Origin of the sequence: Paenibacillus alkalitolerans (assembly GCF_016482785.1) — a bacterium.
Lineage (GTDB): Bacteria > Bacillota > Bacilli > Paenibacillales > YIM-B00363 > Paenibacillus_AE > Paenibacillus_AE alkalitolerans.
The window spans coordinates 1-22114 of the sequence record NZ_JAEMXM010000022.1; the positions used below are offsets into that span (position 1 = coordinate 1).

Here is a 22114-nt window from a genome sequence, read left to right on the forward strand (position 1 = left end):
CCCCTTGGTCCGCAAGAGGCATTTCGAAGAAGTCGATTCAGGGACAACCCTGCACAGACTAACTGCGCAAGAGCAGTCGCTCACTATGTTCGCTTATAATCAGAGATTTCGAAGGAGTGAAGATATTTGAGAATCCTTTTTGTTTGTACGGATAATTTTACACGGAGTATTACAGCCGAATTTTGTCTCAAGGACTATTTAAAAAAGAATCAGTTAAATGATATCTCTGTTACATCGGCTGGGATTCGAGCTAATAGTGATATAAGTAAATACTCAAAACTTCATTTCAAAATTCTTGAAGAGAAGGGTATAGATACTACCGACTGGACAAGGACCCCGTTCACGAAGAAATGTTTTGAGCAGTACGATCTGATCATTGGAATGAGTGAGTTACATAAAAACTTTATCAAAAAAGAATATAATCGGGATATACCGTTGTTCAATGAGATTTATAAGGGAGAAAATTCTCCAGTAAATATTGGAACTCCGGATAATGAGAATTTTGAACAACAAATGAGATCTTTAGTGCAATATTTCGATGATGCAATGCCTGAACTGATAAGGAATATTAGTAAGAAGTACAAGATCAATATGTGAAAGTTATTCAAAGTTCCTTCGTCTAACGATGTGTTCATGCTTCGGGGACAAGCCCCCTCGGTCCCGGAAGAAAAGTCGAAGAAGTGATTGCCGGGACACACCTGCACTGTCTAACCGCGTCGCGGCCGGTCACTACGTGACCTTAAGGCAGTGAGGCGTCGTGAACACGGAAACGTTATAAACAGAAGAGAGAAAAAATTATTAGTATCAAATTACATTGAAAAATTCAGGTGAAGATCATGAAAATTAAATTACAAGAAATAATTGATGGCATGGAAATGCAATTTGAAGGAACAAATACATATTTATGCCGGAGGACAGGAGAGGTTGTTTCAGTATCGGAAGATGATCTAAGAACTGCAGAAGAAATAGAGGAGGATGAAATTAAGAAATTAAAGGATTGGCAACAAGTTAATATGAGACTTACGATTGATGTAATTGAAAATTTTGAGGATTATGAAGAGTTGCCAACACGATTTGAAATTAATGAATATGAGATGATGGAGGATTTCAGTTACACAATTAAAGATAACAGAAAAATGGAAATATTATTGGATGCTATCCGGGGGAAAGGTGCCTTTAGAAGGTTCAAGGACAAAGTTAATGAATTAGGGATAACACAAGAGTGGTATCAATATCGTGACGAGTGTTACAAGCAGAAAGCAATCGAGTGGTGTAATGACAATGGTTTGGAATATGAAGAATAATGGAGAAGAACAAAAATATGTAAGTAACTCAGGTTGACGTCGTATAACACCGCATTCAACATCGGGGCTGTCGCCCCTCGGTCCGCAAGAGGCATGTTCGAGGAAGTGGATTCAGCGGACAACCCGCACTGGCTAAGATAGGAGCTATCTAAGCCGGTGCGGGTTCGTGAATGCGAGAGACGTTATAAGAAATCCCTGCAAAACCAAAATAAAAGCCAGAAAAATAAACTAAAGGAAAGGAATAAAGGATGGAAATAACCAGTTTTGGCCTATCAGAAGTAAATTACGACATTATTAAATATGTTGTCATGATTGCTGAGTATAAAGAAAATCTAGTGATAATAAAAAACAAGAACAAAGACTTATGGGAATTGCCCGGAGGAAAAAGAGAAGAAGGAGAACAATTACTAAAGGCAGCAAGTAGAGAGTTATATGAAGAAACGGGAGCAGTTAGTTTTGAATTAATTCCATACGGAATATATTTAATGAATGGAAGTTATGGAATGAATTTTTATGTGAACATAGATGAAATTGGAACATTACCAGATTCAGAAATTGAAGAGATAAAGTTTTGTAACACACTACCAGATCAACTGGCATATGGAGAAATATATTACAAAATGTATGATGAGTGGAATAAAATAATAGATAAGGGAAAATTAAAGAAATATAGAACCGAATATAGTGATTCTAAGAATACATATGAATTTTGAGGGTTAAGCATGAAGGCAGGGACATCTTATAACACCGCACTCACGCATCTGCCAGCTGCGCTGTCCTCGGTCCGCAAGGGGCATTTTCAAAGTAGTGGAATCAGCGGATAACCCTGCACCGACTAAGCGCATTTGCCCGGCCCTACGGGCTTTAAGTCGGTCGAGGGTTCGTGAATGCAAGAGACGACTACTGAAAAACAAAGGAGAAAAAATGAAACCTATCCGTAATTCTGCTAAAGCAATAATAATTCATGATGAAAAGATTCTTTTAACTAAAAATCAAGACCAATTTGGATATTTTTATTTATTTCCTGGAGGCGGTCAAGAGTTTGGTGAGGAATTAACGAATACACTATTTCGCGAGTGTATTGAAGAAATAGGTGCTGAAATAATTGTCCATGAGCTAATGTATGTAAGGGAATATATCGGAAAGAATCATGAATTTGCAGAATGGGATTCCGACGCCCATCAGGTTGAGTTTTATTATAAGTGTCAGTTGAAGGATATTAATATAGAATTATGGAATGGAATTAACCCGGACTCTAACCAAGTAGGAATAGAATGGGTTGATCTTAAGAGTATAGAACAAATAAGACTCTACCCAAAGACACTTGGAAACATCATAAAGAGCAAAGTTAAATCACGTGTATACCTCGGGGATACAAATTAATAAAACACTGTGATTGAATCTCGAAGATGTCAGCATCGTCGTAAAACACCACATTCACGCATCGGGTCAGCAACGCTGTCCCTCGGTCCGCAAGAGGCATTTCGGGGAGGCGGATTCAGCGGACAACCCCGCACCACCTAACCGCATCGCGGCCAGAAAGCCGGGAGACTAAGATAAGTGCTATCTAGGTCTCCAGGCTTCCTTTAAGGTGGTGGGGGATTCGTGAATGCAATCCGATGATGATAGCAGATTTAGTGTAAAAAGGATACTGAGAAGATAAACATGTGAAGAGAGTATCATATAACACCGCATTCCGGGTCATTCGGCAACCAGATCGAAAAAGAGGATAAAAAAATGATGCTTATGGAAAAACTTACCCAAATCATGCATACCCATAATAATCTGATGAGAGATCTTTATCTCGTTCGAGAGCTCGGTTTACCTGATTGGTGTATTGCAGCAGGATATGTTCGAAATTATGTTTGGGATTACTTACACTGCTATTCGAACTGCACTCCATTGAACGATGTTGATGTTCTTTATTATGACCCTTACGATCTAAGTGAAGACTCAGAAAAGAAATACGAAACCATTTTAAAGAATAATTTACAAGAATATAACTGGTCTTGCAAAAATCAAGCTAGGATGCATTTAAGAAATGATGATAAACCATATAAATCAGTAGCGGACGCTATGAAAAGATGGCCGGAAACTGCTACAGCTGTCGGAATAAGACTTGATAAGAATATGAATATTGAAATAATTGCACCGCATGGATTGAAAGATTTATTTAATTTGGTGATTAGAAGAAGTCCGCATTATAAGGATAGAGAGTACTTCTGCATAAGAGTACGAAGCAAGAAATGGCTTGAGACTTGGCCTCGATTACGGTTTATTGAGGATCAGTGATGAAGTGTTAGTTGATGTGAAGAGATTGTGGAAAGAAAAATAAAGGAAAAAACAACCACCCCGTAGAACTCTGTTTCTATATATTTCTACAGGGAGATGAAAATAATGCCTCACAGGCTTATAAAAATCGACTGCTTACTTTTCTGGCTTTGACCTTTAGTTTGCCGGTACAAGCAGAAACCAAATCGAATTGGCAACGACTGGGTAACTATTGGGTACGTGAATGGTAAGAAAATTGAGTTAGGCTCACCTAAGTCGTTGAAATTAAAAACGACAGATACTATTAAGTTGAAAGCTTACGCAGAAGAGCAGGACAAGATCCCAGATAAAAACACAAAGGAAATATCCGTTAAAGTTTGATCGATAAAGAAGTCAATAGATAAATCGCTCTCGGTTACTGTGAAGGATAACAGGGGAAGATATTCCGGTAATACAGCCGAATGGAAATTTACATTTAAAATTGAAAAAGAATAGCTCTTTGCCGCCAACTCCGGAGATTATGGAGTTGGCTTTTTATACACTAATCGAAACGGCTAATGCGCAAGCATAGCCGCTCCTTCGGAGGTGGATTACATGAAGCTTATTGATAAGTATTTACCTTACTGGGACTTTGCTAAAGTGAACAAGATTCGGTTGAATCATAAGGACATTCCCGATCTTTCAATGATGACTCAAGTGGATTTTGGGAAGTCGAGAATTTTTAGGGCCTTGTTCTTCTTACGCGGATTGCCGACTAAGAACATAAATATTGGTAACGCTTTGCTCGCAGGGTTTATTTTGTTAGAGCAGAATAATAAAGAAATTGTACTCGGACTAATTGCTCAACCTTTGAAACTTAAGGGAAACATTAGGAATGCAAACCCGGATGGGTTTATTCGGTTTGATGAATCTGACTACATAAAAGCGGCTTGGAATTTTCTTTTTGAAAAGGAGCAGGAAGATTTATATTTAACTACGGAAACGCGGATACATTGTACAAGCAGCAATGCCAAAAAGAAATTTTCGATATATTGGTCAATTATTGGCTTTTTTAGTGGAGTTATACGGAATGAAATGTTGAAAATCATAAAAAATGAACTGGGTAAAAGAAATTATGTGAGTAGGTCAGGAGGGCAATAACTTCTGGCCTTAAGTCGGTGGGACGTCGTGAACACGGAAACGTTACTCAAAATTGTCCTAGATTTAAAAAGGTAACAGGTGATAATATGCAAATTTACTTAATTGGAGATATCATTTTGAAGAAATATATTGAGATAGGGTTTGGAAATACGTGGTTTATTAGATCTGAACTTGAAGATGAAGATGGGACTGAAACAGAAGTTAAAGGATTTATAAATCCATTTGAATTGAAATCAATATATTTAAGGATCTGGATAGGGAAGAAAGTATTAATAATTGATTCAAGAGATGTTATAAAGATTTCAACAAAGGATAAAAAGAAAATAAAGATAATAGTTGGATTTTTTGGTTTGTAAGTCGAGAAAGCTCAGTTATTAATGCAAGATACATTATCTGGTATTATGGAAAAGCTAGCAAGAGGCTAGAGAACGAAGGTGAAACCAATCAAATTATTGTTCATATGTAGTAGGAATAAATGGAGAAGTTTAACTGCGGAAAAGATCTTCAGTGTTTTATCTAGTTATGAAGTTAGATCAGCAGGGACTGAAGAGGGTGCAAGGGTAAAAGTTACACAAGGGCACATTGGTTGGGCCGATGTGATATTTGTGATGGAAAAGAAGCATATGCGGAGACTGAGGGGTAAATATAACCATGAACTTCATAAAAAAAAAGTAATTTGTCTTGATATTCCTGATGATTATGGGTATATGGATGAGGACTTAATCGAGATATTAAAATCAAGAGTGTCAGAACAGATAGAAATACCAGAAGATTTTTGAATGTACACGGACAACGCTGCACCGGCTAAGAGATCAGTCTCGCAGAAGCGTTTTATAGAATAATTACTTTGTAAGTGATAAGACGATAATGATGGGGAAGAGATTGGTCTAAAAATGGATTTAGTTGAGCGGATGAGCGGGCTCCTGCCGGGAGCGTTCGCTCTGGTCGTCATGACCGGCATTCTTTCTCCATCCTCACATATTGTCGCAACGCCTCTCTCCAATGTGGGAGATCCGTTAATCCATTCACCCGGATTGCCATGCGATCCATTACGGAATACGCCGGACGCGGTGCCGGTCGTGGTATCTGACCGGTCGTGCAGGGATCAACCTGCACCTTCAAGCCGCTTTCCTCGAATATCGCTTTGGCAAACTCGTACCACGAACAAGATCCGGCATTGGAGGCGTGATAAATCCCGTAATAGTCGGTCCGAACAAGTTCAAGCAGGAATCGGGCCAGATCGAGCGTAGAAGTGGGTGATCCGACCTGATCGTGCACCACCTTCAGCCGCTCCCGCTCCGAGCCGAGTTTCAGCATCGTTTTCACAAAATTGTTTCCATGACGTCCATATAGCCACGAGGTTCGAACGATAAAGTAACGTTCGTGCAGCGTTTGAACCAATTGTTCGCCTGCCAGCTTCGATTTGCCGTAAACCGTTTGCGGATTTGGTCGGTCATATTCGCTGTAAGGCCGGGTGCCGCTCCCATCAAACACATAATCGGTGCTGACGTACGTAAGCTTGGCGCCGATTTCGCGAGCGGCAACTGCTACGTTGCGCGTACCGGCGGCATTAATCCGATACGCTTCATCGGGTTCCGATTCCGCACGGTCGACGGCAGTGTAAGCGGCACAGTGAATGACAGCGTCGGGACGGTGTTGGGCAAACACCCGCCTGCAATCGCCAAAAATTGTGATGTCCAGCGTGTCGCGTCCGAATCCGACAATATTCAGCGCCGCGTCCGCTTCGGCAGCATCCCCGGCGTTCCACAGCGTCAGCTCCTGGCCAAGCTGCCCGTTCGCCCCGGTAACGAGCACGGTGAAACACTTCCCACTCATTTATTCGCCTCCAATCGCTCCCTGTATTGCTTGACGAATTCATTCATGTGCTCGCCGGATAGCACCCGCTTCATCCATTCGCCGTTGTTCAAATACCACCGGATGGTGGCTTTGATACCGGTCTCGAACTCGTATTTCGGTGCCCATCCGAGTTCATGACGGATTTTGTCACCGTTGATGGCATAACGGCGGTCGTGACCCGGGCGATCCTTTACGAAGGCGATAAGCGAATCGGGCTTGCCGAGTTCTGCAAGGATTGTTCGGACGACGTCGAGATTGGTCCGCTCGTTTCGTCCCCCGACATTGTACACTTGACCGTTGCGTCCTTTGTGAATCACCAAGTCTATTGCGCTGCAGTGATCTTCGACATAAAGCCAATCCCGGACATGAAGCCCGTCGCCGTATACGGGAAGCGGTTTGTCGTTCAGGGCGTTATGAATCATGAGCGGAATCAATTTCTCCGGGAATTGAAACGGTCCGTAATTGTTGGAGCAGCGCGTGATATTGACGGGCATGCCAAACGTCTCATGGTATGCGCGGACGAGCAGATCGGCGCCCGCTTTGCTGGCCGAATAAGGACTGTTCGGAGCAAGCGGCGATTGTTCCGTGAACATTCCAATGTCCCCAAGCGTACCGTAAACTTCATCCGTCGAAACCTGTACGAACTTGGTGACGCCATATTGCACGGCCAAGTCGAGCAGCGTTTGGGTGCCGAGCACATTGGTTCTTACAAAAAGATCGGGCTGTAGAATACTGCGGTCCACATGAGACTCTGCCGCAAAGTTGACGATCACGTCGACGCCTTCACGAATAAGCGGCTCCATCGCCGCACGGTCCGCAATATCGGCTTTGACGAAACGGTAGTTTGGAAGGTTTTCGACGGCTCGCAAATTTTCAACGCTCCCGGCATAGGTCAAAGCATCGGCATTGAGGATTTTATATTCGGGATGATTTGTCAACATGAAGTGAACAAAGTTGCTGCCGATAAAGCCGGCCCCTCCGGTTACAAAAATTCTCATATCTCATTCACCCTTCGTACTCAAAATTCGATTCGGCCCCGGCCAAGTTCGGGTATGTGCCGTCTTTCCCGGACAGGACCGGCTTCGACACCGGCCAGTCGATGCCAAGCGCCGGATCGTTCCATGCAATGCCGCGTTCATGTTCCGGCGAATAATATTCGTCAACCTTATACTGCACTTCACAGTTGGGGACCAGTGTGCAGAAGCCGTGTGCAAATCCTTTCGGCACCAGTAGTTGTCGATGGTTGTCCGCCGATAAAATGAACCCCTGCCACCGGCCGTAAGCGGGCGACCCCCGGCGAATGTCAACGACTACATCGAAAATGGCGCCTCTTGTGCAGCGGACTAGCTTGGTTTGCGCTTTAGGCGAAAGCTGGTAGTGGAGTCCCCTCAGAACTCCGGCTTCCAAGGAGAGGGAATGGTTGTCTTGGACAAACCGGATACAAATTCCGTTCTCGTGAAACTTTCGTTCGTTGTAGCTTTCCGAGAAAAAGCCCCGGGGGTCAACGAACACAGCTGGTTCGATCAATTTGACCCCGGGCAAAAGTATTTCCGTTACAATCATGGCGTCGCGTCTCCTATTTCTACATATTTCAATTCCACATTTTCGGATTCACTGAAAAAAATTAGCACGAAATCATATAATCGCTTTCCCTGGCCCATTCATTCGCTCTCGCCAGCGACTCATGAGTGCCGGCATCCGTCCACCACCCTTGAAGCACATCGTAGGTTAATTCGTTAGCCTTGATATATTCGTTATTGACGTCTGTAATCTCCAGTTCGCCGCGACCGGATGGCTTCACTGTCTTCACAATGTCAAAGACCCGGCTGTCATACATGTATATCCCGGTTACCGCATACGTGCTTTTCGGAAGAGAGGGTTTTTCCTCAATGGAAACGATCCGATCGTTTTTCAATTCCGGAACACCATAGCGTTGCGGGTCCGGAACTTGTTTGATCAGAACTTTGGCACCGTGCGATTGTTCCTTAAACTTATCGATATAGGATCCAATCCGGTCGCTGAAGACGTTGTCGCCAAGTATGACAGTAAACAAGTCCGTGCCCACAAAGGTTTCAGCCAATGCGAGAGCTTGAGCAATTCCGCCTGCCTCTTCTTGTACCTTGTAGGTGAATTCCGCGTCAAATTCACGCCCGTTCCCCAAAAGATTTACGATAGCTCCCGTATGTTCTTTGCCCGTCACGATCAGAATTTCGCGTATGCCGGCTTGCAGCAGCTTATAAATCGGGTAATAGATCATCGGGTACTTTCCTACAGGCAGCACATGTTTATTTGAGATTTTTGTCAGCGGGTACAATCGGGAACCGGTTCCCCCGGCAAGAATTACCCCTTTCATCACTATCCGCCTCCTGTTTCGATTGAATTTTTCGGATTCAACTCCGGCCTGTCAATTCCGAAAGACGAGGAACGATGCTGGCAGGAGGGACCTGCTTCAGATTTTCCTCCTTGACATCTTGGGCTGCCCGGGTAAAGCCGGAATCCTCAAGCAACTGCTTCAGGCTGAATTTCACCGTCTCCACATCGGCTTGCCCGGGCAAATACGCAAGCCCGATCCCGCGCTGCTTAACGGCGTTCGCGTTTATGTGCTGGTCCGCTCCATGAGGCAGTACTAGCTGCGGAACGCCCGCCACGACGGCATTCATCGTCGTCCCCGCTCCTCCGTGATGGATAATGGCGGAGCAGGAGGGAATTAATGCGCTTAGAGGGACCCAACCGATAGTGCGAACATTTGACGGCAATGGCCCCAGCGCAGACGGATCTGACCCGCCAAGTGCCAAAATAACCTCTGCATCCAGGTGACGCACCGCCTCAATGATCCCGCTTATCCCTCCGATCCCCGCCAGATGGGGGAGTACCGTGCCAAGTGTGATGCAGATGCGTGGTCTCGAAGTCGGTTCCAGCAGCCAATCGGGGAGCAAGCCGCCTCCGTTATAAGGAACATAGCGGACGAACCATGCGGGCGGCCGGTCGGACTCACGCATACTGGGCGGGCATGTGTCAATGATCGCCGACGGGCGGACTAAATCTCCCGTCAAGCCAATCCGTTCGGACACCGGACGCATGGCCTCGTAAATCAGGTTCATGAAACCGGACATTTTGCCTAATGATAGAATGCCAAACCCATGGACCAGCGTTGGGACGGATAGAAGAGTAGCGGCGAGAGAGCCGGCGGCTTCGAATGGCGTTTGAACGATCACATCCGGCTTCCATGACCGGGCGATCTGAACGGTGCGATCAGCCGTATAATGGCTGATTTCCGCCATCCATTTGGAAGTAATCGCCAGGTTGGCGCTCGAGAAAGGATCTTGAAAGCTCTGTACGGCACTTTTTTGGATCGCTGCCATGATATCAACCTCTGGCGAAGCTTCTACGGTCGGCAATCCCGCCCGGCCGCTCGCTTCTACCGCCGGACCGGTCGTGACGACGAGTACCTCGTGCCCGGCGGCACGTGCCGCCCACGCAAGAGGGACAACAGGTAAAAAATGCCCGAGACCGGGAAAACTGGTGAACAGAATCTTCATCGTGATATGCCTCCTAAAAATATTGATCGTGCGAATACCAACAAAGACGTTCAGCGTATTCTTTACACTGCATTTGCCGCTTCAACCACCTCCTTTCCTGAACATCAAGTTGCCCCAAACCGAAATAACACAACTCCTTCTGCAGATCTAAGTAGAAAGAAAGGCATTATTCGTTTTGGGGCTGCAAAGTCTCATTAGCTTGATCGTAGGCGAAATTCCAAAGGCGTATCCCAAGCCGGGGCCTTTCAATGATGGATCGGCTTGAGAAGATGCTCAGTCGCCCTGCTCACCATCACCTCGCCCGTGAAAATGTCCGTGCACTCGACCCGGAACTCAGACAGGCTGTCCCGCACTCCCTCCGCTGCGGCTTCTGCCTGTCTGCACTGCTCCTCACATTCGAAAAGTGCGATCGTCATGATCGTCCCGTTACCCGTGTCGATCGCCTGGTAGCAGAGGAGACCGAGTTTCTCCTGGAGACGGTCGGCGAATTCTGTATCGACCCGATGCATCAGGTCGTCGATTGAACCAGCCGCCATTCGGTAGTGGCGAATACTTGCATACATCGTACTCTCTCCTTCATAAATAATTAAGTTTGATGATTCCTACAAAGCTTTCATATAAAGACGGACAATCGCTTTAACGTCTTCAGGATCGGGCTGTTGAGGCGGGCGATCGGTAACCAGAAGGCCATCAAGAAGAATATAAGTAAGCAGCGGTCCGACAAACATGCGCACGGCAGTATGGACGTCAACCACATTGATCAATCCGTTCATTTTCGCCTGCTCCAGAATGGCGGAAACGCTGTTCATAACCTGATCCGGAACGGTCGAGCGGAAAAGACTTCCCAGCTGGGGAAACCGGCTGGACTCCGCAATGATTACCCGTACCAGTGCCAGATAGTTGGATTGCATCAAGGCGGAGATGAATTGAAGCGCCAGATTGTTCAATACTTGCTGCAACTCTTCCCGACTGTTCAACGGATTATTTCCGATTGAAAATAAATTTTCGGTCAAGCTTTGAATCAATTGCTTTAAAACGTCAACCATAAGATCTTCTTTGCTTGGGTAGTAGCTGTATACGGTTTGTTTGGAAACCCCTGCTTCGGCTGTAATGGCATCCATGCTCGTAGCTGCAAATCCGTTGTGAAGGAATAAGCGTTCAGCCGCCGATCGGATCTGAGCCTGCTTTGCGCGTGCTCTGGATGAAAGTTCTTTTGGTTCCAAATCGCAACCTCCTATTGAAATAATCAAACTGAACTGTACAGTTTGATAATAGTGTTCACTGGTCATTTTTGTCAAGCGAAAATGTCGGAAAAAAAGGAATAAACAATGCCCCGTTGAAATTTAAATCTATATATTTCTACAGGGAGACGAAAATAATGCCTCAAAGGCTTATAAAACTCTTGCTGCTTACTTTTCTGGCTTTGACCAAAAACACAAAGGAAATTTCCGTTAAAGTTTCATCGATAAAGAAATCAATGGGTAAGTCACTCTCGGTTACTGTAAAAGAGAACAGGGGGAGATATTCCGGCAATACCGCCGAATGGAAATTTACTTTCAAAATTGAAAAGGAATAGGTGTTGCCGCCAACTCCGGGGATGATGGGGTTGGCTTTTTATACAATAATTGAAAGCGGAGGTGGATTGCGTGAAGCTAATTGATAAGTATTTGCCTAACTGGGACTTTGCTAAAGTGAACAAAATTCGGTTGAATCACAAGAACATTCCTGATCTTTCAATGATGAGTGAAGTGGATTTCGGTAACTCGAGAATGATAAGGACCCTGTTCTTCTTACGCGGATTGCCGACTAAGAACATAAATGTTGGTAATGCATTGCGCGTCGGTTTTATTTTGTTAGATCGGAATAAAAGCGAAATTGTACTCGGATTAATCGCTCAACCTTGGAAGCTTAAAGGAAACATCAGAAGTGCAAACCCGGATGAGTTCATTAGGTTTGATGAATCTGACTATATAAAAGCGGCCTGGAATTTCCTTATTGAGAAGGAGCAAGAAGATTTATATCTAACTACTGAAACGCGGATACATTGTACAAGCGGCAGTGCGAAAAGAAAGTTTGCGATTTATTGGATGATTATTAGTTATTTTAGTGGAGTTATTCGAAATGAAATGTTGAAAATCATTAAAAATGAACTGGATAAAAAATAATGAGTGGAGGTCGATTAATAAAAGCGAATTGTCAGAAATGTACGCAGTTACATACAAGATCTTCACAATGTGTATGATTCAAGACGGTGAGAAAGTTTTATTGGTTAATAGACCGGATAATCGCGGATTTCCAGGCTACCTTGCTCCCGGAGGAAAGGTCGAATTTTTCCCGGAAAGCATAGTTGACGCAGCGATTAGAGAAGTTAGAGAAGAAACCGGCTGCTTGTTAAAGATATTGTCTATAAAGCGGGTAAAGACGAGTATGCCGGCTCATTCGTGCGCTGACCCTATAACATAATCCGGGAAGTGATGCAGGTTTGAACTTTCAGATATCCCGTTTAACATGAAATGTATTATCAATGATTCCTTACGTTCATGTAATAACTCATTTAATTTCCGATAACAACGTATCCTGCTGTTCGCCAATAGCCTAATTCCTTCTGTACAATACGGGGATTTTGGCTATTTTACTCTAGTAAAAAAATTCGTTGACAGAGTTATTTCCTAGGCAACCGCATATATTCTCATTAATCGCCTTATTTCGACAGCCGTTCGGGGATTCAGTGACTGTTTACGGAAAAATGTGACCACAAATCAAAAAAGTCCAAAGAAGCAAAAATGTATAACTCTGTACTGGAAACTAGTTCAAAAATGTACAATAGACATTCTATTTTGTAAGAAGCTAGTATAAGAGATGACCGATCATTCAAACGAACCAAAGAGGACGTCTGATGGAGCGCAAAGCAGCAGGGAGGGGGAGATAGGACACAGCGGAGCTTGACCTCTGAGTTGCTCGTTTGATTTATTTTTTAGCAGCTTAGATACAACTCATGGCATCTTTTTTTTCCAAGGGAGATATTGTCGGTATGACAAAAGAAGGAGGAAGATAATAAATGAGTATTCGTGAAAAGACAAGGAAGTGTTTTATTATCCTAATCGCATTGCTTCTCTTATTATCGAATATTCCGACTGCTTTTGGTGAAGAATCAAACAACGTGGACGTTGACGCCTATGAAACGGTGGATTATACCGACTTCGGCGATGAGGGTGAAGTAGTCCCGGAATTTTGGGGATTCGTTCCATTCGCTTCCACGCTTGCCATTCATAGAGAAGAGATTGCTGGAAATACGACGCCTAAGCTGCAATACAACATCGTTGATCAGTCCGGAGGACGCATTGCAACGAAAGAATTATCTTCACCGGTCAAAGGATCAAAAGTTCGATTCGAATTTGATTGGTATCCCGGAAATGTGAACGATAAAGGAAACCATCAATATGAAAACGGCGGCGAAGTGAAATTTTTTGACAGCGCAAACAATTCGATATTTACATTGAATCATACGAACAGTGCAAATCTATCCTTTTATGCCGGGAAACAGGATCGTGCCGCAACAAATATTTCCGATCCGGAAGCCTGGTATCATGTACTGGTTATTTTTGACCTTGTTAACAACGAAGTAAAGTTAAGCCTTACGGATCAAAACGGCGCAGCGGAACAATATACTTCTTCGCTAAATGGCGTAGATTTCAACGGTTCTTTCAGTGCAATTAAGCTGGTAGGCGTGCGCACATCCGGCAATAACTTGACATGGACGACATACCTTGATAATTTCGGAATCTATCATGTGCCGCTGCCCGATAATGCCATCGTGAAAGTGGATCAACTGCCGTATCACAGAGTTTATGTAGGCGAAACATCGGAAGACATAGATTCGATTGGTTTGCCGGCAACCGTACCGGTTACACTTGCGGACGGCACAAATATCGATGTACCGATCAGCGAGTGGGTGGAAACAGGAGTCCAATGGAACCCCGGTCAATCCGGTGTTTATGAATTTAGGGGGACGATTGTCGAAACAGAAGGCATAGAGAACGTCTTCAACCGGTCAGCAACACTCTATGTATATAATCGTTTAAGCCCCGTTGATTTGCCGCAACAGGCAGAATGGCTTGACAGAGGAGTAATCGCACTGAAGTCGGAGGACGGCATATTTATCAGCTGGCGTTTGCTTGCAGATGAATACGATAAAGATGTGAAGTTTAACGTTTATCGTAATGGCCGGAAGTTAAACACCGATCCATTAACAGTAACTAATTATTCCGATCCGGAAGGTGTGCCTGGAGACACCTATACGGTGGAGACGCTTATCCGTGGAGTTGCCGCAGAAAACAATGAAGTAACGGCGGCATCCAAGGATTATCTTTCCATCCCGTTACAAAAACCTGAGGGCGGAACGACTGCCACAGGAGATTACACTTATAGTTCGAACGATGCGAGTGTGGGAGATTTAGACGGTGACGGCGAGTACGAACTGATTGTTTTGTGGAGACCGTCGAACGCCATGATGGCCTTGGAAGATGTGATTACTGGTCCGACCATCTTTGATGCTTATAAATTGGACGGCACACTGCTATGGCGCATCAATATGGGACCTAATCTGACTTCCGGACCTCAGTATCATCAATTTGTCGTAGGAGATATGGATAATGACGGCAAGTCGGAATTCTCCATTAAAACGGCGGATGGCACAACCGTATATGGAGCTACTGACGGTGTCTACGACAGCAGCAAAGTCATCAGCGTGATAGGGGATCCGGCAGCGGATTGGATCAATGACGGCGGCCATGTCTTCAGCGGACCGGAATATATTTCCGTATTCGACGGAGAGACGGGAGAAGTGATTGATACCATTGATTTTGCATTTCCTGTGGAGAAGGTAGAAGGAGATGGCGGGATCTCTTGGGGGGATAACTTCTATAACCGTTCGGACCGATTTCTTTCTGCGCTCGCTTACTTGGATGGGATTACTCCGAGCGCCGTCTATGGCAGAGGATATTATGCAAGAACAACCTTTGCGGCATACAGTTTAGTGGATGGCGAGCTCCAAGAATTATGGACGTTCGATACGGACGAAGCAGGCAGAGGGGAAGGTTTAGGCAACCATAACCTGGCCGTCGGCGATGTCGACAATGACGGTTTTGATGAAATCATAGCCGGCTCGCTGACTCTTGATCATGACGGAACTATTTTATATGCAATGGATGGAGAAATGGGACGCGTACAAGGCTCTCACGGCGATGCCCTCCATGTAGGGGCCTTCGACCCCGACCGGGAAGGACTCCATGTCTTTGGCGTACATGAAGCTACCTCAGTGGCATCAGTAGAATACCACGATGGCGCAACAGGGGAAACGCTGCAAGCGTTTTATGCTTATAAGGATGCAGGCAGAGGTGTAGCGGCGAATATCACATCTTCGCCTGGTTATGAGTTCTGGGGGACAGGCGGCACAACGGTTGAAACAGGCGGTGGCGTCTATAACGTACAAGGACATGTAGTAGCGGACAGTTTTAGGGAAATAGGCCTTCCCGTTAACTTTGTCACTTACTGGGACGGAGATTTATTGCACGAATTGCTGGATGGCACTTCCATTACAAAATATAACGAAACAACAGGCGAAGCGAGCGTGATCAGAAGCTTCGAAGGCGTTGTGAGTAATAACGGCACCAAGGCCAATCCGACGTTACAAGCAGATATTCTTGGCGACTGGCGTGAAGAAGCGATCTACCGCACGCCGGACGATTCGGAGCTCAGAATATACAGTACAACGATCCCTACTCCGTACAGGCTATATACTTTAATGCATGATCCTGTCTATAGAACAGGTATTGCATGGCAAAATACAACCTACAATCAGCCTCCGCATATCGGCTTCTACCTGGGTGAAGATATCAGAGACACCGTTCTTGCCGGAGAATTAGACGCAAAAAATATCGATTATACGCCAAATGTTAATGCAATGAAACATACGGTAAGTCTTGAATTGAATGGGCCGTTGCAAGCTATGTTGGCGAATGATCTGAATCAGGTGCGGCATCAGTTAGATATTGGAAGACCTGACCAAGCGGTGAAGCACATGCAACATTTTATTAAACACCTGAATAATAATGGACTTAAAGATCAGGTGGAAGATCAAGTAAAGGCTAATTTAACCGCCGACGCTCAAAAGCTAATTGATATATGGAATCGATAATTTCGAAATAAAGTTATTATTGGTGGGGTTAGACAGATCATTCTGTTTAACCCTATTATTATAGGTATGTTTGTATCATTGGACCGGAGGTGTGTTAATTAACCTATGAATATTACAGTGCATTCGTTAAAAGATAAACCCGAACTGAAAACCGGTGAAATTATGAAACATGTGTGGCCTCAGTTCATGACACCGAATGATTCTACTATGAAACACTGGGGGCAATGAGAAAGCTTTTTCCGGAATATCAGATTTGCATTTCCGGTCTTATCGATGATTTACCTGAAAGTTGGACCGAAACGTTAGTTCGGGGCGTAGATAAAGCAGGCCAAGATTCTGCAAACACCTTGGCTGCAGTAAATATTTCGATCCGTCCGGAATATCAAAAAATGGGTTTAAGCCGGAAGCTGTTGGAAGTGCTTCCGTTTTGGCGAAGCGGCAACATATATAACAGCGTTTCATTCTGCGGGGCTTACGCACCGTGATTTTCAGATGTATAATCGTGGAAGCAGAACAGACGCATTTTTTAAGGAAGTAATTGAATAGATTTCAATGATGTCCGAAGAATAAGGGAGGGATATATGGAGATTTCTTTAATCAAAATATTACAAGAACAAGGAAACTGCTACCTTTATGAAAAGATAGGTTACAAGAGAAAAGATAAGGGTGATTGTAGAATGGGGTATGACTTATGAAACAAGAAAAATCATTAGATGCTTATCTACAGGCATCTACATATATCGATTACAATAATGATCAAATACAAGACGTCATATTATCCTTTAAACAAGATACTGAAATTATGCGAATAAGAGCAGCATTTGAATATGTTCGTGATGAGATTAGTCATTCCATGGATATTAAAAATCCGGAAGTAACAAGAAAAGCTTCAGAGGTACTGGGAAAAAAGCATGGAATTTGTTACTCCAAGTCGCACTTGTTAGCTGCTTTATTGAGAGGAATGGGTGTCCCCTCGGGCATTTGTTATCAGCGATTAACACTATACGACAAACCGGAAGACGGGTACTGTATACATGCCTTAAATACCGTTTATCTTAGAGAACTGAAAAGATGGATTCGTTTAGATGGAAGAGGGAACAAGGAAGGGATAGATGCACAATTTTCCATTGAGGAAGAGAAATTAGCATTTCCCATCAGGGTAGACTACGGGGAAAGAGATATTTTAATCAATTTTTATGAACCTCATCCGGATATTATCAAGACATTAGAAACATATACGAATTCTATGGAGATGTGTGAGAGAGGATTGCCAGAAGATTTAGGCATGTGAGTTCGAAGCAGAACTAGGATAGCCATGGGGGCGTTCAAAACAACGGAGGCTCATTCTGTTGGTCATAAATCAGCAATAGGATTATAAGCGGAAGAAGCATAAGACGTTTGCGAATTAACTAAATCCGCTTAAGGAGGTGTGTATGAAAACCTATATTTACTTTGTGAGACATGCGATTTCTCCATTATCTCTGGAAAACGAACGGACAAGAGGATTATCTGAACAAGGAAGAAAAGACTCTGAGAGAGTCGCAGAGATTTTGAAAGATGAGGATTATAAATAAGGAAATAATTGTGACGGATGGCGTTTAGTTAACACTGAGGAACAAATTGTGATTCACGAAAGAATCCGCCAAACACTTATGAAACAAGACATTACCATAAGCGATCAAAACACGGGGGTTTTCATTGATGCTTTCTCAGAAAGAATTAGAACCTAATAGTTATCCTGGACATATTGCGATTATGATGGACGGGAATGGTCGCTGGGCAACGAAACGGGGTTTGCCGAGGACAGCCGGTCACTTAGCCGGAATGGAGACAATGCGCCGTATTATTCAATATAGTAATGAGCTGGGTATAAAACATCTTACTTTGTATGCGTTCTCATCAGAAAATTGGAAACGACCTCAACAAGAGGTTGATTACATATTAAGTTTGCCGAACAAATTTCTTGATACAAAGACGCAAAATGAATTAGATCGTAACAATGTGAAGATCAGCTTTATTGGAGATTTATCGAAGTTTTCCACTGAATTACTCCAAACTATCTCCAATATTGAAGAACGAACTAAGAACAATAATGGAATGACGGTAAACTTCGCATTAAACTACGGTGGAAAAACGGAAATTATCAATGCAGCGAAAAAACTTTTAACAGATGGGATAAATCCAGACCAAATAGATCAAGAGATTTTTGAGAATTATTTATATACTAAAGGCCAACCGACACCGGACCTTATCATTAGAACGAGCGGTGAACGACGACTAAGCAATTTCTTATTGTGGCAGTCTGCAAATGCTGAATTGTGGTTTACAGATACATTGTGGCCGGATTTTAGCAAAGAATTGTTGATAAAAGCCATTAATGATTTTAAGGAGCGTAAAACAAAGAAAACTTGAATGGTTTTCAGGGAGGGCGTCAGCATCTAAAGGAAGAGACGTTGTAAGAAATCTCAGCAAGATAAACAGCCACCTGGAGGCATTCATGAACAATTTGAACGACAGATACCTTACTCCCGAAACAGTTATGATTAATCGATTCAAAAGTTTTCCGAAACCGAGGTGGAAAGCAGCCATTTTATGTTTTCGTGATTATATTGGATGCGAAATAATTTCTAATTTCTTAAAGGCTACACCTATAAAAGGGTATAAAGTATTTTACGGAATCGACTCTAATGAAACTGAAAGTCAGGTGTTCGAGACGGAAGTTTCAGGACAGAAGATTGGCATAATCACTAGATTAAGTTGGGGCGGTCCACAAGCTGCAATTTTGGTTGAGGAACTTGCACAGTTGGGAGTTGAATATATTATTGGTTACGGCGCTGCCGGATCGATCGATAGAGAGATAAGAAAAGGTGATTTAGTTGTAGGGATTAACTCACTTGTTACCGATGGGACGAGCCGTATTTATTTTCCAAATAACAACGAAATTAATTGTAATGGAATTTTACTGAATATTACAAGAGTTGCATCCAGATCATTAGAATTAAACGTTAAGGAAGTAACTGTAGCGAACGTCGATGCCCTTTATCGGGAAACAAGGGAACTGGTATCTCGCTTTCAATCTGAAGGTGCACAAATTGTTAATTTAGAAACTTCAGCTTTATACGCATCAGCGGAAATATGTAAGGTAAATAGCATATGGCTAGGTTTTATTAGCGATAGTTTGGTAAGTGACAAATGGGATAGTTGGGATACGGATTCAAGGGAATTATCGTTTAACTTATCCAAAATATGTTTAAAGATAATTGGAAACTTGTTTGAAAAACGGTGAGGGCGGAGATCATCATTACATGAACCGAATAATAATTATCGGATCCGCCGGGTCGGGAAATCAACGCTGGATTTAAGAATGAAGAATGCAGATGTCATTATCTTCTTATGCCGAGGCTCCTATGTATTTATCGTGTAATAAAAAGAAGAATACAATACTATGGAAACAGGTTGATGAACTGATTTACAAAGCCATGATGAGCGGAAAAGTTGAAATGTAATCATGGCTAGCAACATTGTCATTCAAACCCAAATGAAAAAAGGTCACTTGATGTCGTCACCCTCAATAATGATGTAGAGTGAAGGGACAGGTGTGGTACACTAAAATTATGGAAATTTTCGGGATCGTGATGGCTGAAACCTTAGAATTAATACGATAGGGTGAACTCAATGAAGTATACAGCAATAGTTTTAGATCTTGATGGAACACTGCTTAACTCAGAAAAAAGGATATCCGACAGGAATTTCAATAGTGTGATCGCTTGTCATAAGCGTGGAATGCAAATAATCTTTGCTACTGCTCGTCCTCCAAGGACCGTTAATAGTTTTCTTCCGAAGGAATTATTAGATATCGGTTCTTTTGTTTATTACAATGGGGCTTTAATATCCAGTTATAATATTGGCATTAATATTCATGAGCCAATCGATTCAGTTATTTCTGCAGAAGTATTTGATCATTGTTTAAATTGCAACCCAGACATTGAGATAGGGATTGAAGTTCAGGATGAATGGTTCAGCTTGAAAGAGATTGATCATTCTATAGTCACAAAAGTCAGCGAGAATCCAATTATTAAAACTCTTGAGGAGATCAAAGGACTCGATGCTACAAAAATCCTAATAACCGGTAAAATAAATGTGGAAGAGCTTCGGGAAAAATTTGAATCACACCTAAATATTGTTGTTACCGATAACGGACAGCTGATACAAATCATGTCGAAGAGGGCTTCAAAAGAAATTGGTGTAACTAAATTACTAGATGGTTTTGGACTTCATCCTGAAGGGGTTATTGTTTTTGGTGATGACCATAATGATATTGGTTTGTTTAATACTTGCGGTTGGTCAGTTGCAATGGGAAATGCGATAAAAGAATTGAAAGATATTTCAAGTATCATTACCGAAAATAACGATAATGATGGGGTTGCTATAGAATTGGAGAGAATTATGAAGATATACGCCGCTTATTCGAGAAGATGGTAACTAGGTAATGCAGTAAAGTAATCGGGACGGGCTTCCGGTCCGCGTCCATATCTCATGAAGAATGGAGTTGAGTTGATGAAAAGATTAGTGATTATTACAGTCGGAAAAACCCATAGCGGGAAGACGACATTTGCTAAAGCTTTAGAACAACATCTGCACAGCTCAATTGTGATAGACCAAGACAACCATGCTGAATTCATCAACACCTATTACAGAACCTTACTGCCCAAACAAGGACCTAATACTATCAAGTACGCCATCACTCAAACAATTGTAGATTATGCCGTTAATCAGACTGATTTTCATATCATTCTTTGCAACGCAAATCGCAATCGCAAAATTCGTCTGAATTTACTCGAACATTTTCATAATAAAGGCTTTATTAGTATACTTGTCAATTTTGATATTCCGGATCATGTTCTTGAAGAGAGAGTCGATAATAGTCAGCGTAGCACAAATGTATTTAGGAATGCTTCTTCATTTAAGGAAGTACTTATTCGGCAACAAGCTGAGTCTCATTATGTTGATGTGACAGCACCGGTAGAAGGTGAAGCTGATCATCTCTTTGTAATCAACAACAATGACGAAGTTCAGCCCGTTGTTCAAAGTATCGTCAATATTGTTCAAGGAATCAAACCATGAAGAACCAAGCCGTTATATTTGATTTGGATAATACTTTGCTGGATCGTAAGAGTTCCTTACAAACCTTTGCTAATAAATTATTTGATAAATATATCGATAAGGGTTTTTCAAAAGAGCAGCTATTTCAAGAGCTACTGGAAGCTGACGGTGACGGATACCGGGGAAAGGAAGAAGTGTATGCAGAACTACTATATAAGCTCCCCTGGGAAAATACACCATCCTACGAAGAGTTTATAGATTTTTGGAACATTGAATTTCCAAACAGTTCAGAATTAATGGGCGGAGCATTAGAAGTGCTTGGACAATTCAAAAGTCACGGGTATAAACTAGGCATAATAACGAACGGAAAATCAAAAGTTCAAAACAGGAAAATTGATTCGGTTCATATTCGGGATTACTTTGATAGTATTCTCATTTCGGAAGAAGTTGGCTGTAAGAAACCTAATAAAGAAATATTTGATTTGTCAATTAAAGAACTGAAAGTTGATCCAACTAAATCGTTCTTTATTGGTGACCATCCTTTAAACGATGTCTTCGGTGCCGCTAATGCCGGGATAAATGCTATCTGGTTAGAAGGTTGTTCAGACTGGGACGATTCAATACAAATCAAGAAGTACCAAGTAGTTAAAAAGCTTGAGGACATATTATGTATAATACCTTGAAAGTAGAATCTGCGAAGTCAT

The 22114-nt window shown here is 42.8% G+C and carries 26 protein-coding genes and 1 pseudogene; 20 read left to right on the plus strand and 7 right to left on the minus strand.

What is annotated here, in order from left to right; genetic code table 11:
* Window positions 1-126 precede the first annotated feature (126 nt).
* The 8 genes from JET16_RS23770 to JET16_RS23805 all read left to right on the plus strand — a co-directional run bounded on the left by JET16_RS23770 (window position 127) and on the right by JET16_RS23805 (window position 5494).
* Window positions 127-597 (plus strand): arsenate reductase/protein-tyrosine-phosphatase family protein, encoded by a 471-nt coding sequence (locus JET16_RS23770; protein WP_199621234.1) that lies wholly within the window; start codon window positions 127-129, stop codon window positions 595-597.
* A 239-nt stretch (window positions 598-836) separates the two neighbouring features.
* Window positions 837-1304, plus strand: coding sequence for a UPF0158 family protein (locus tag JET16_RS23775; protein ID WP_199621236.1), 468 nt, complete (start codon window positions 837-839; stop codon window positions 1302-1304).
* 248 nt (window positions 1305-1552) lie between these two features.
* Entirely contained in the window at window positions 1553-2017 is a 465-nt protein-coding gene (locus JET16_RS23780; RefSeq protein WP_199621238.1) for an NUDIX domain-containing protein, read from the plus strand.
* Between the two features lie 211 nt (window positions 2018-2228).
* The gene (locus tag JET16_RS23785) at window positions 2229-2687 is read left to right on the plus strand and encodes an NUDIX domain-containing protein (RefSeq protein ID WP_199621239.1); all 459 of its coding nucleotides are present in this window, start codon (window positions 2229-2231) and stop codon (window positions 2685-2687) included.
* 354 nt (window positions 2688-3041) lie between these two features.
* Entirely contained in the window at window positions 3042-3596 is a 555-nt protein-coding gene (locus JET16_RS23790; protein WP_233532167.1) for a nucleotidyltransferase family protein, read from the plus strand.
* Window positions 3597-4169: 573 nt separating this feature from the next.
* A complete protein-coding gene (locus JET16_RS23795; protein ID WP_199621240.1) occupies window positions 4170-4715 on the plus strand; it encodes a hypothetical protein in 546 nt (181 codons plus the stop codon).
* A 116-nt stretch (window positions 4716-4831) separates the two neighbouring features.
* Window positions 4832-5071, plus strand: a complete 240-nt coding sequence (locus tag JET16_RS23800) for a DUF3977 family protein (protein ID WP_233532168.1) — start codon at window positions 4832-4834, stop codon at window positions 5069-5071.
* Between the two features lie 87 nt (window positions 5072-5158).
* Window positions 5159-5494, plus strand: coding sequence for a low molecular weight protein tyrosine phosphatase family protein (locus JET16_RS23805; RefSeq protein WP_199621427.1), 336 nt, complete (start codon window positions 5159-5161; stop codon window positions 5492-5494).
* Window positions 5495-5663: 169 nt separating this feature from the next.
* Here JET16_RS23805 and rfbD read toward each other — a convergent pair whose 3' ends face one another.
* The 7 genes from rfbD to JET16_RS23840 all read right to left on the minus strand — a co-directional run bounded on the left by rfbD (window position 5664) and on the right by JET16_RS23840 (window position 11334).
* On the minus strand, window positions 5664-6551 hold the full coding sequence (gene rfbD / locus JET16_RS23810) for a dTDP-4-dehydrorhamnose reductase (RefSeq protein ID WP_199621241.1): 888 nt from the start codon (window positions 6549-6551) through the stop codon (window positions 5664-5666).
* Window positions 6548-7570, minus strand: coding sequence for a dTDP-glucose 4,6-dehydratase (rfbB, locus tag JET16_RS23815; protein WP_199621242.1), 1023 nt, complete (start codon window positions 7568-7570; stop codon window positions 6548-6550). The genes rfbD and rfbB overlap by 4 nt, the downstream gene beginning before the upstream one ends.
* A 7-nt stretch (window positions 7571-7577) precedes the next feature.
* The gene (gene rfbC, locus JET16_RS23820) at window positions 7578-8135 is read right to left on the minus strand and encodes a dTDP-4-dehydrorhamnose 3,5-epimerase (protein WP_199621245.1); all 558 of its coding nucleotides are present in this window, start codon (window positions 8133-8135) and stop codon (window positions 7578-7580) included.
* A 61-nt stretch (window positions 8136-8196) separates the two neighbouring features.
* On the minus strand, window positions 8197-8925 hold the full coding sequence (locus tag JET16_RS23825; RefSeq protein ID WP_199621247.1) for a sugar phosphate nucleotidyltransferase: 729 nt from the start codon (window positions 8923-8925) through the stop codon (window positions 8197-8199).
* Window positions 8926-8962: 37 nt separating this feature from the next.
* On the minus strand, window positions 8963-10111 hold the full coding sequence (locus JET16_RS23830) for a nucleotide disphospho-sugar-binding domain-containing protein (protein ID WP_199621249.1): 1149 nt from the start codon (window positions 10109-10111) through the stop codon (window positions 8963-8965).
* A 245-nt stretch (window positions 10112-10356) separates the two neighbouring features.
* On the minus strand, window positions 10357-10674 hold the full coding sequence (locus JET16_RS23835) for a hypothetical protein (protein WP_199621251.1): 318 nt from the start codon (window positions 10672-10674) through the stop codon (window positions 10357-10359).
* A 39-nt stretch (window positions 10675-10713) separates the two neighbouring features.
* Window positions 10714-11334, minus strand: coding sequence for a TetR/AcrR family transcriptional regulator (locus JET16_RS23840; protein ID WP_199621253.1), 621 nt, complete (start codon window positions 11332-11334; stop codon window positions 10714-10716).
* A 155-nt stretch (window positions 11335-11489) separates the two neighbouring features.
* Between JET16_RS23840 and JET16_RS23845 the strand changes: the two genes are divergently transcribed.
* The 12 genes and pseudogenes from JET16_RS23845 (at window position 11490) to JET16_RS23900 (ending at window position 22093) form a co-directional block, all read left to right on the plus strand.
* Window positions 11490-11687 (plus strand): hypothetical protein, encoded by a 198-nt coding sequence (locus tag JET16_RS23845; protein WP_199621445.1) that lies wholly within the window; start codon window positions 11490-11492, stop codon window positions 11685-11687.
* Window positions 11688-11757: 70 nt separating this feature from the next.
* The gene (locus JET16_RS23850) at window positions 11758-12276 is read left to right on the plus strand and encodes a hypothetical protein (RefSeq protein WP_199621255.1); all 519 of its coding nucleotides are present in this window, start codon (window positions 11758-11760) and stop codon (window positions 12274-12276) included.
* A 37-nt stretch (window positions 12277-12313) separates the two neighbouring features.
* A pseudogene (locus JET16_RS23855) lies at window positions 12314-12540 on the plus strand (NUDIX domain-containing protein); the annotation flags it as partial.
* Between the two features lie 629 nt (window positions 12541-13169).
* The gene (locus JET16_RS23860) at window positions 13170-16307 is read left to right on the plus strand and encodes a rhamnogalacturonan lyase family protein (RefSeq protein ID WP_199621256.1); all 3138 of its coding nucleotides are present in this window, start codon (window positions 13170-13172) and stop codon (window positions 16305-16307) included.
* A gap of 224 nt (window positions 16308-16531) precedes the next feature.
* Window positions 16532-16792 carry a hypothetical protein gene (locus tag JET16_RS23865; protein WP_199621257.1) on the plus strand — a complete coding sequence of 87 codons (261 nt, stop codon included), beginning with the start codon at window positions 16532-16534 and terminating at the stop codon, window positions 16790-16792.
* 206 nt (window positions 16793-16998) lie between these two features.
* Window positions 16999-17598: a transglutaminase-like domain-containing protein gene (locus JET16_RS23870; RefSeq protein WP_199621259.1), complete on the plus strand. Its 600-nt coding sequence runs from the start codon at window positions 16999-17001 to the stop codon at window positions 17596-17598.
* A 142-nt stretch (window positions 17599-17740) separates the two neighbouring features.
* Entirely contained in the window at window positions 17741-17881 is a 141-nt protein-coding gene (locus JET16_RS23875; protein WP_199621261.1) for a hypothetical protein, read from the plus strand.
* A 127-nt stretch (window positions 17882-18008) separates the two neighbouring features.
* On the plus strand, window positions 18009-18719 hold the full coding sequence (locus tag JET16_RS23880) for an isoprenyl transferase (RefSeq protein ID WP_199621263.1): 711 nt from the start codon (window positions 18009-18011) through the stop codon (window positions 18717-18719).
* Window positions 18720-18804: 85 nt separating this feature from the next.
* Window positions 18805-19593: a phosphorylase family protein gene (locus JET16_RS23885; RefSeq protein WP_199621264.1), complete on the plus strand. Its 789-nt coding sequence runs from the start codon at window positions 18805-18807 to the stop codon at window positions 19591-19593.
* 389 nt (window positions 19594-19982) lie between these two features.
* Window positions 19983-20789, plus strand: coding sequence for a Cof-type HAD-IIB family hydrolase (locus JET16_RS23890; RefSeq protein ID WP_199621265.1), 807 nt, complete (start codon window positions 19983-19985; stop codon window positions 20787-20789).
* Window positions 20790-20864: 75 nt separating this feature from the next.
* Window positions 20865-21431, plus strand: coding sequence for an AAA family ATPase (locus JET16_RS23895; RefSeq protein WP_199621267.1), 567 nt, complete (start codon window positions 20865-20867; stop codon window positions 21429-21431).
* On the plus strand, window positions 21428-22093 hold the full coding sequence (locus JET16_RS23900) for an HAD family hydrolase (RefSeq protein ID WP_199621269.1): 666 nt from the start codon (window positions 21428-21430) through the stop codon (window positions 22091-22093). Before JET16_RS23895 ends, JET16_RS23900 begins: the two co-directional genes overlap by 4 nt.
* Window positions 22094-22114 lie beyond the last annotated feature (21 nt).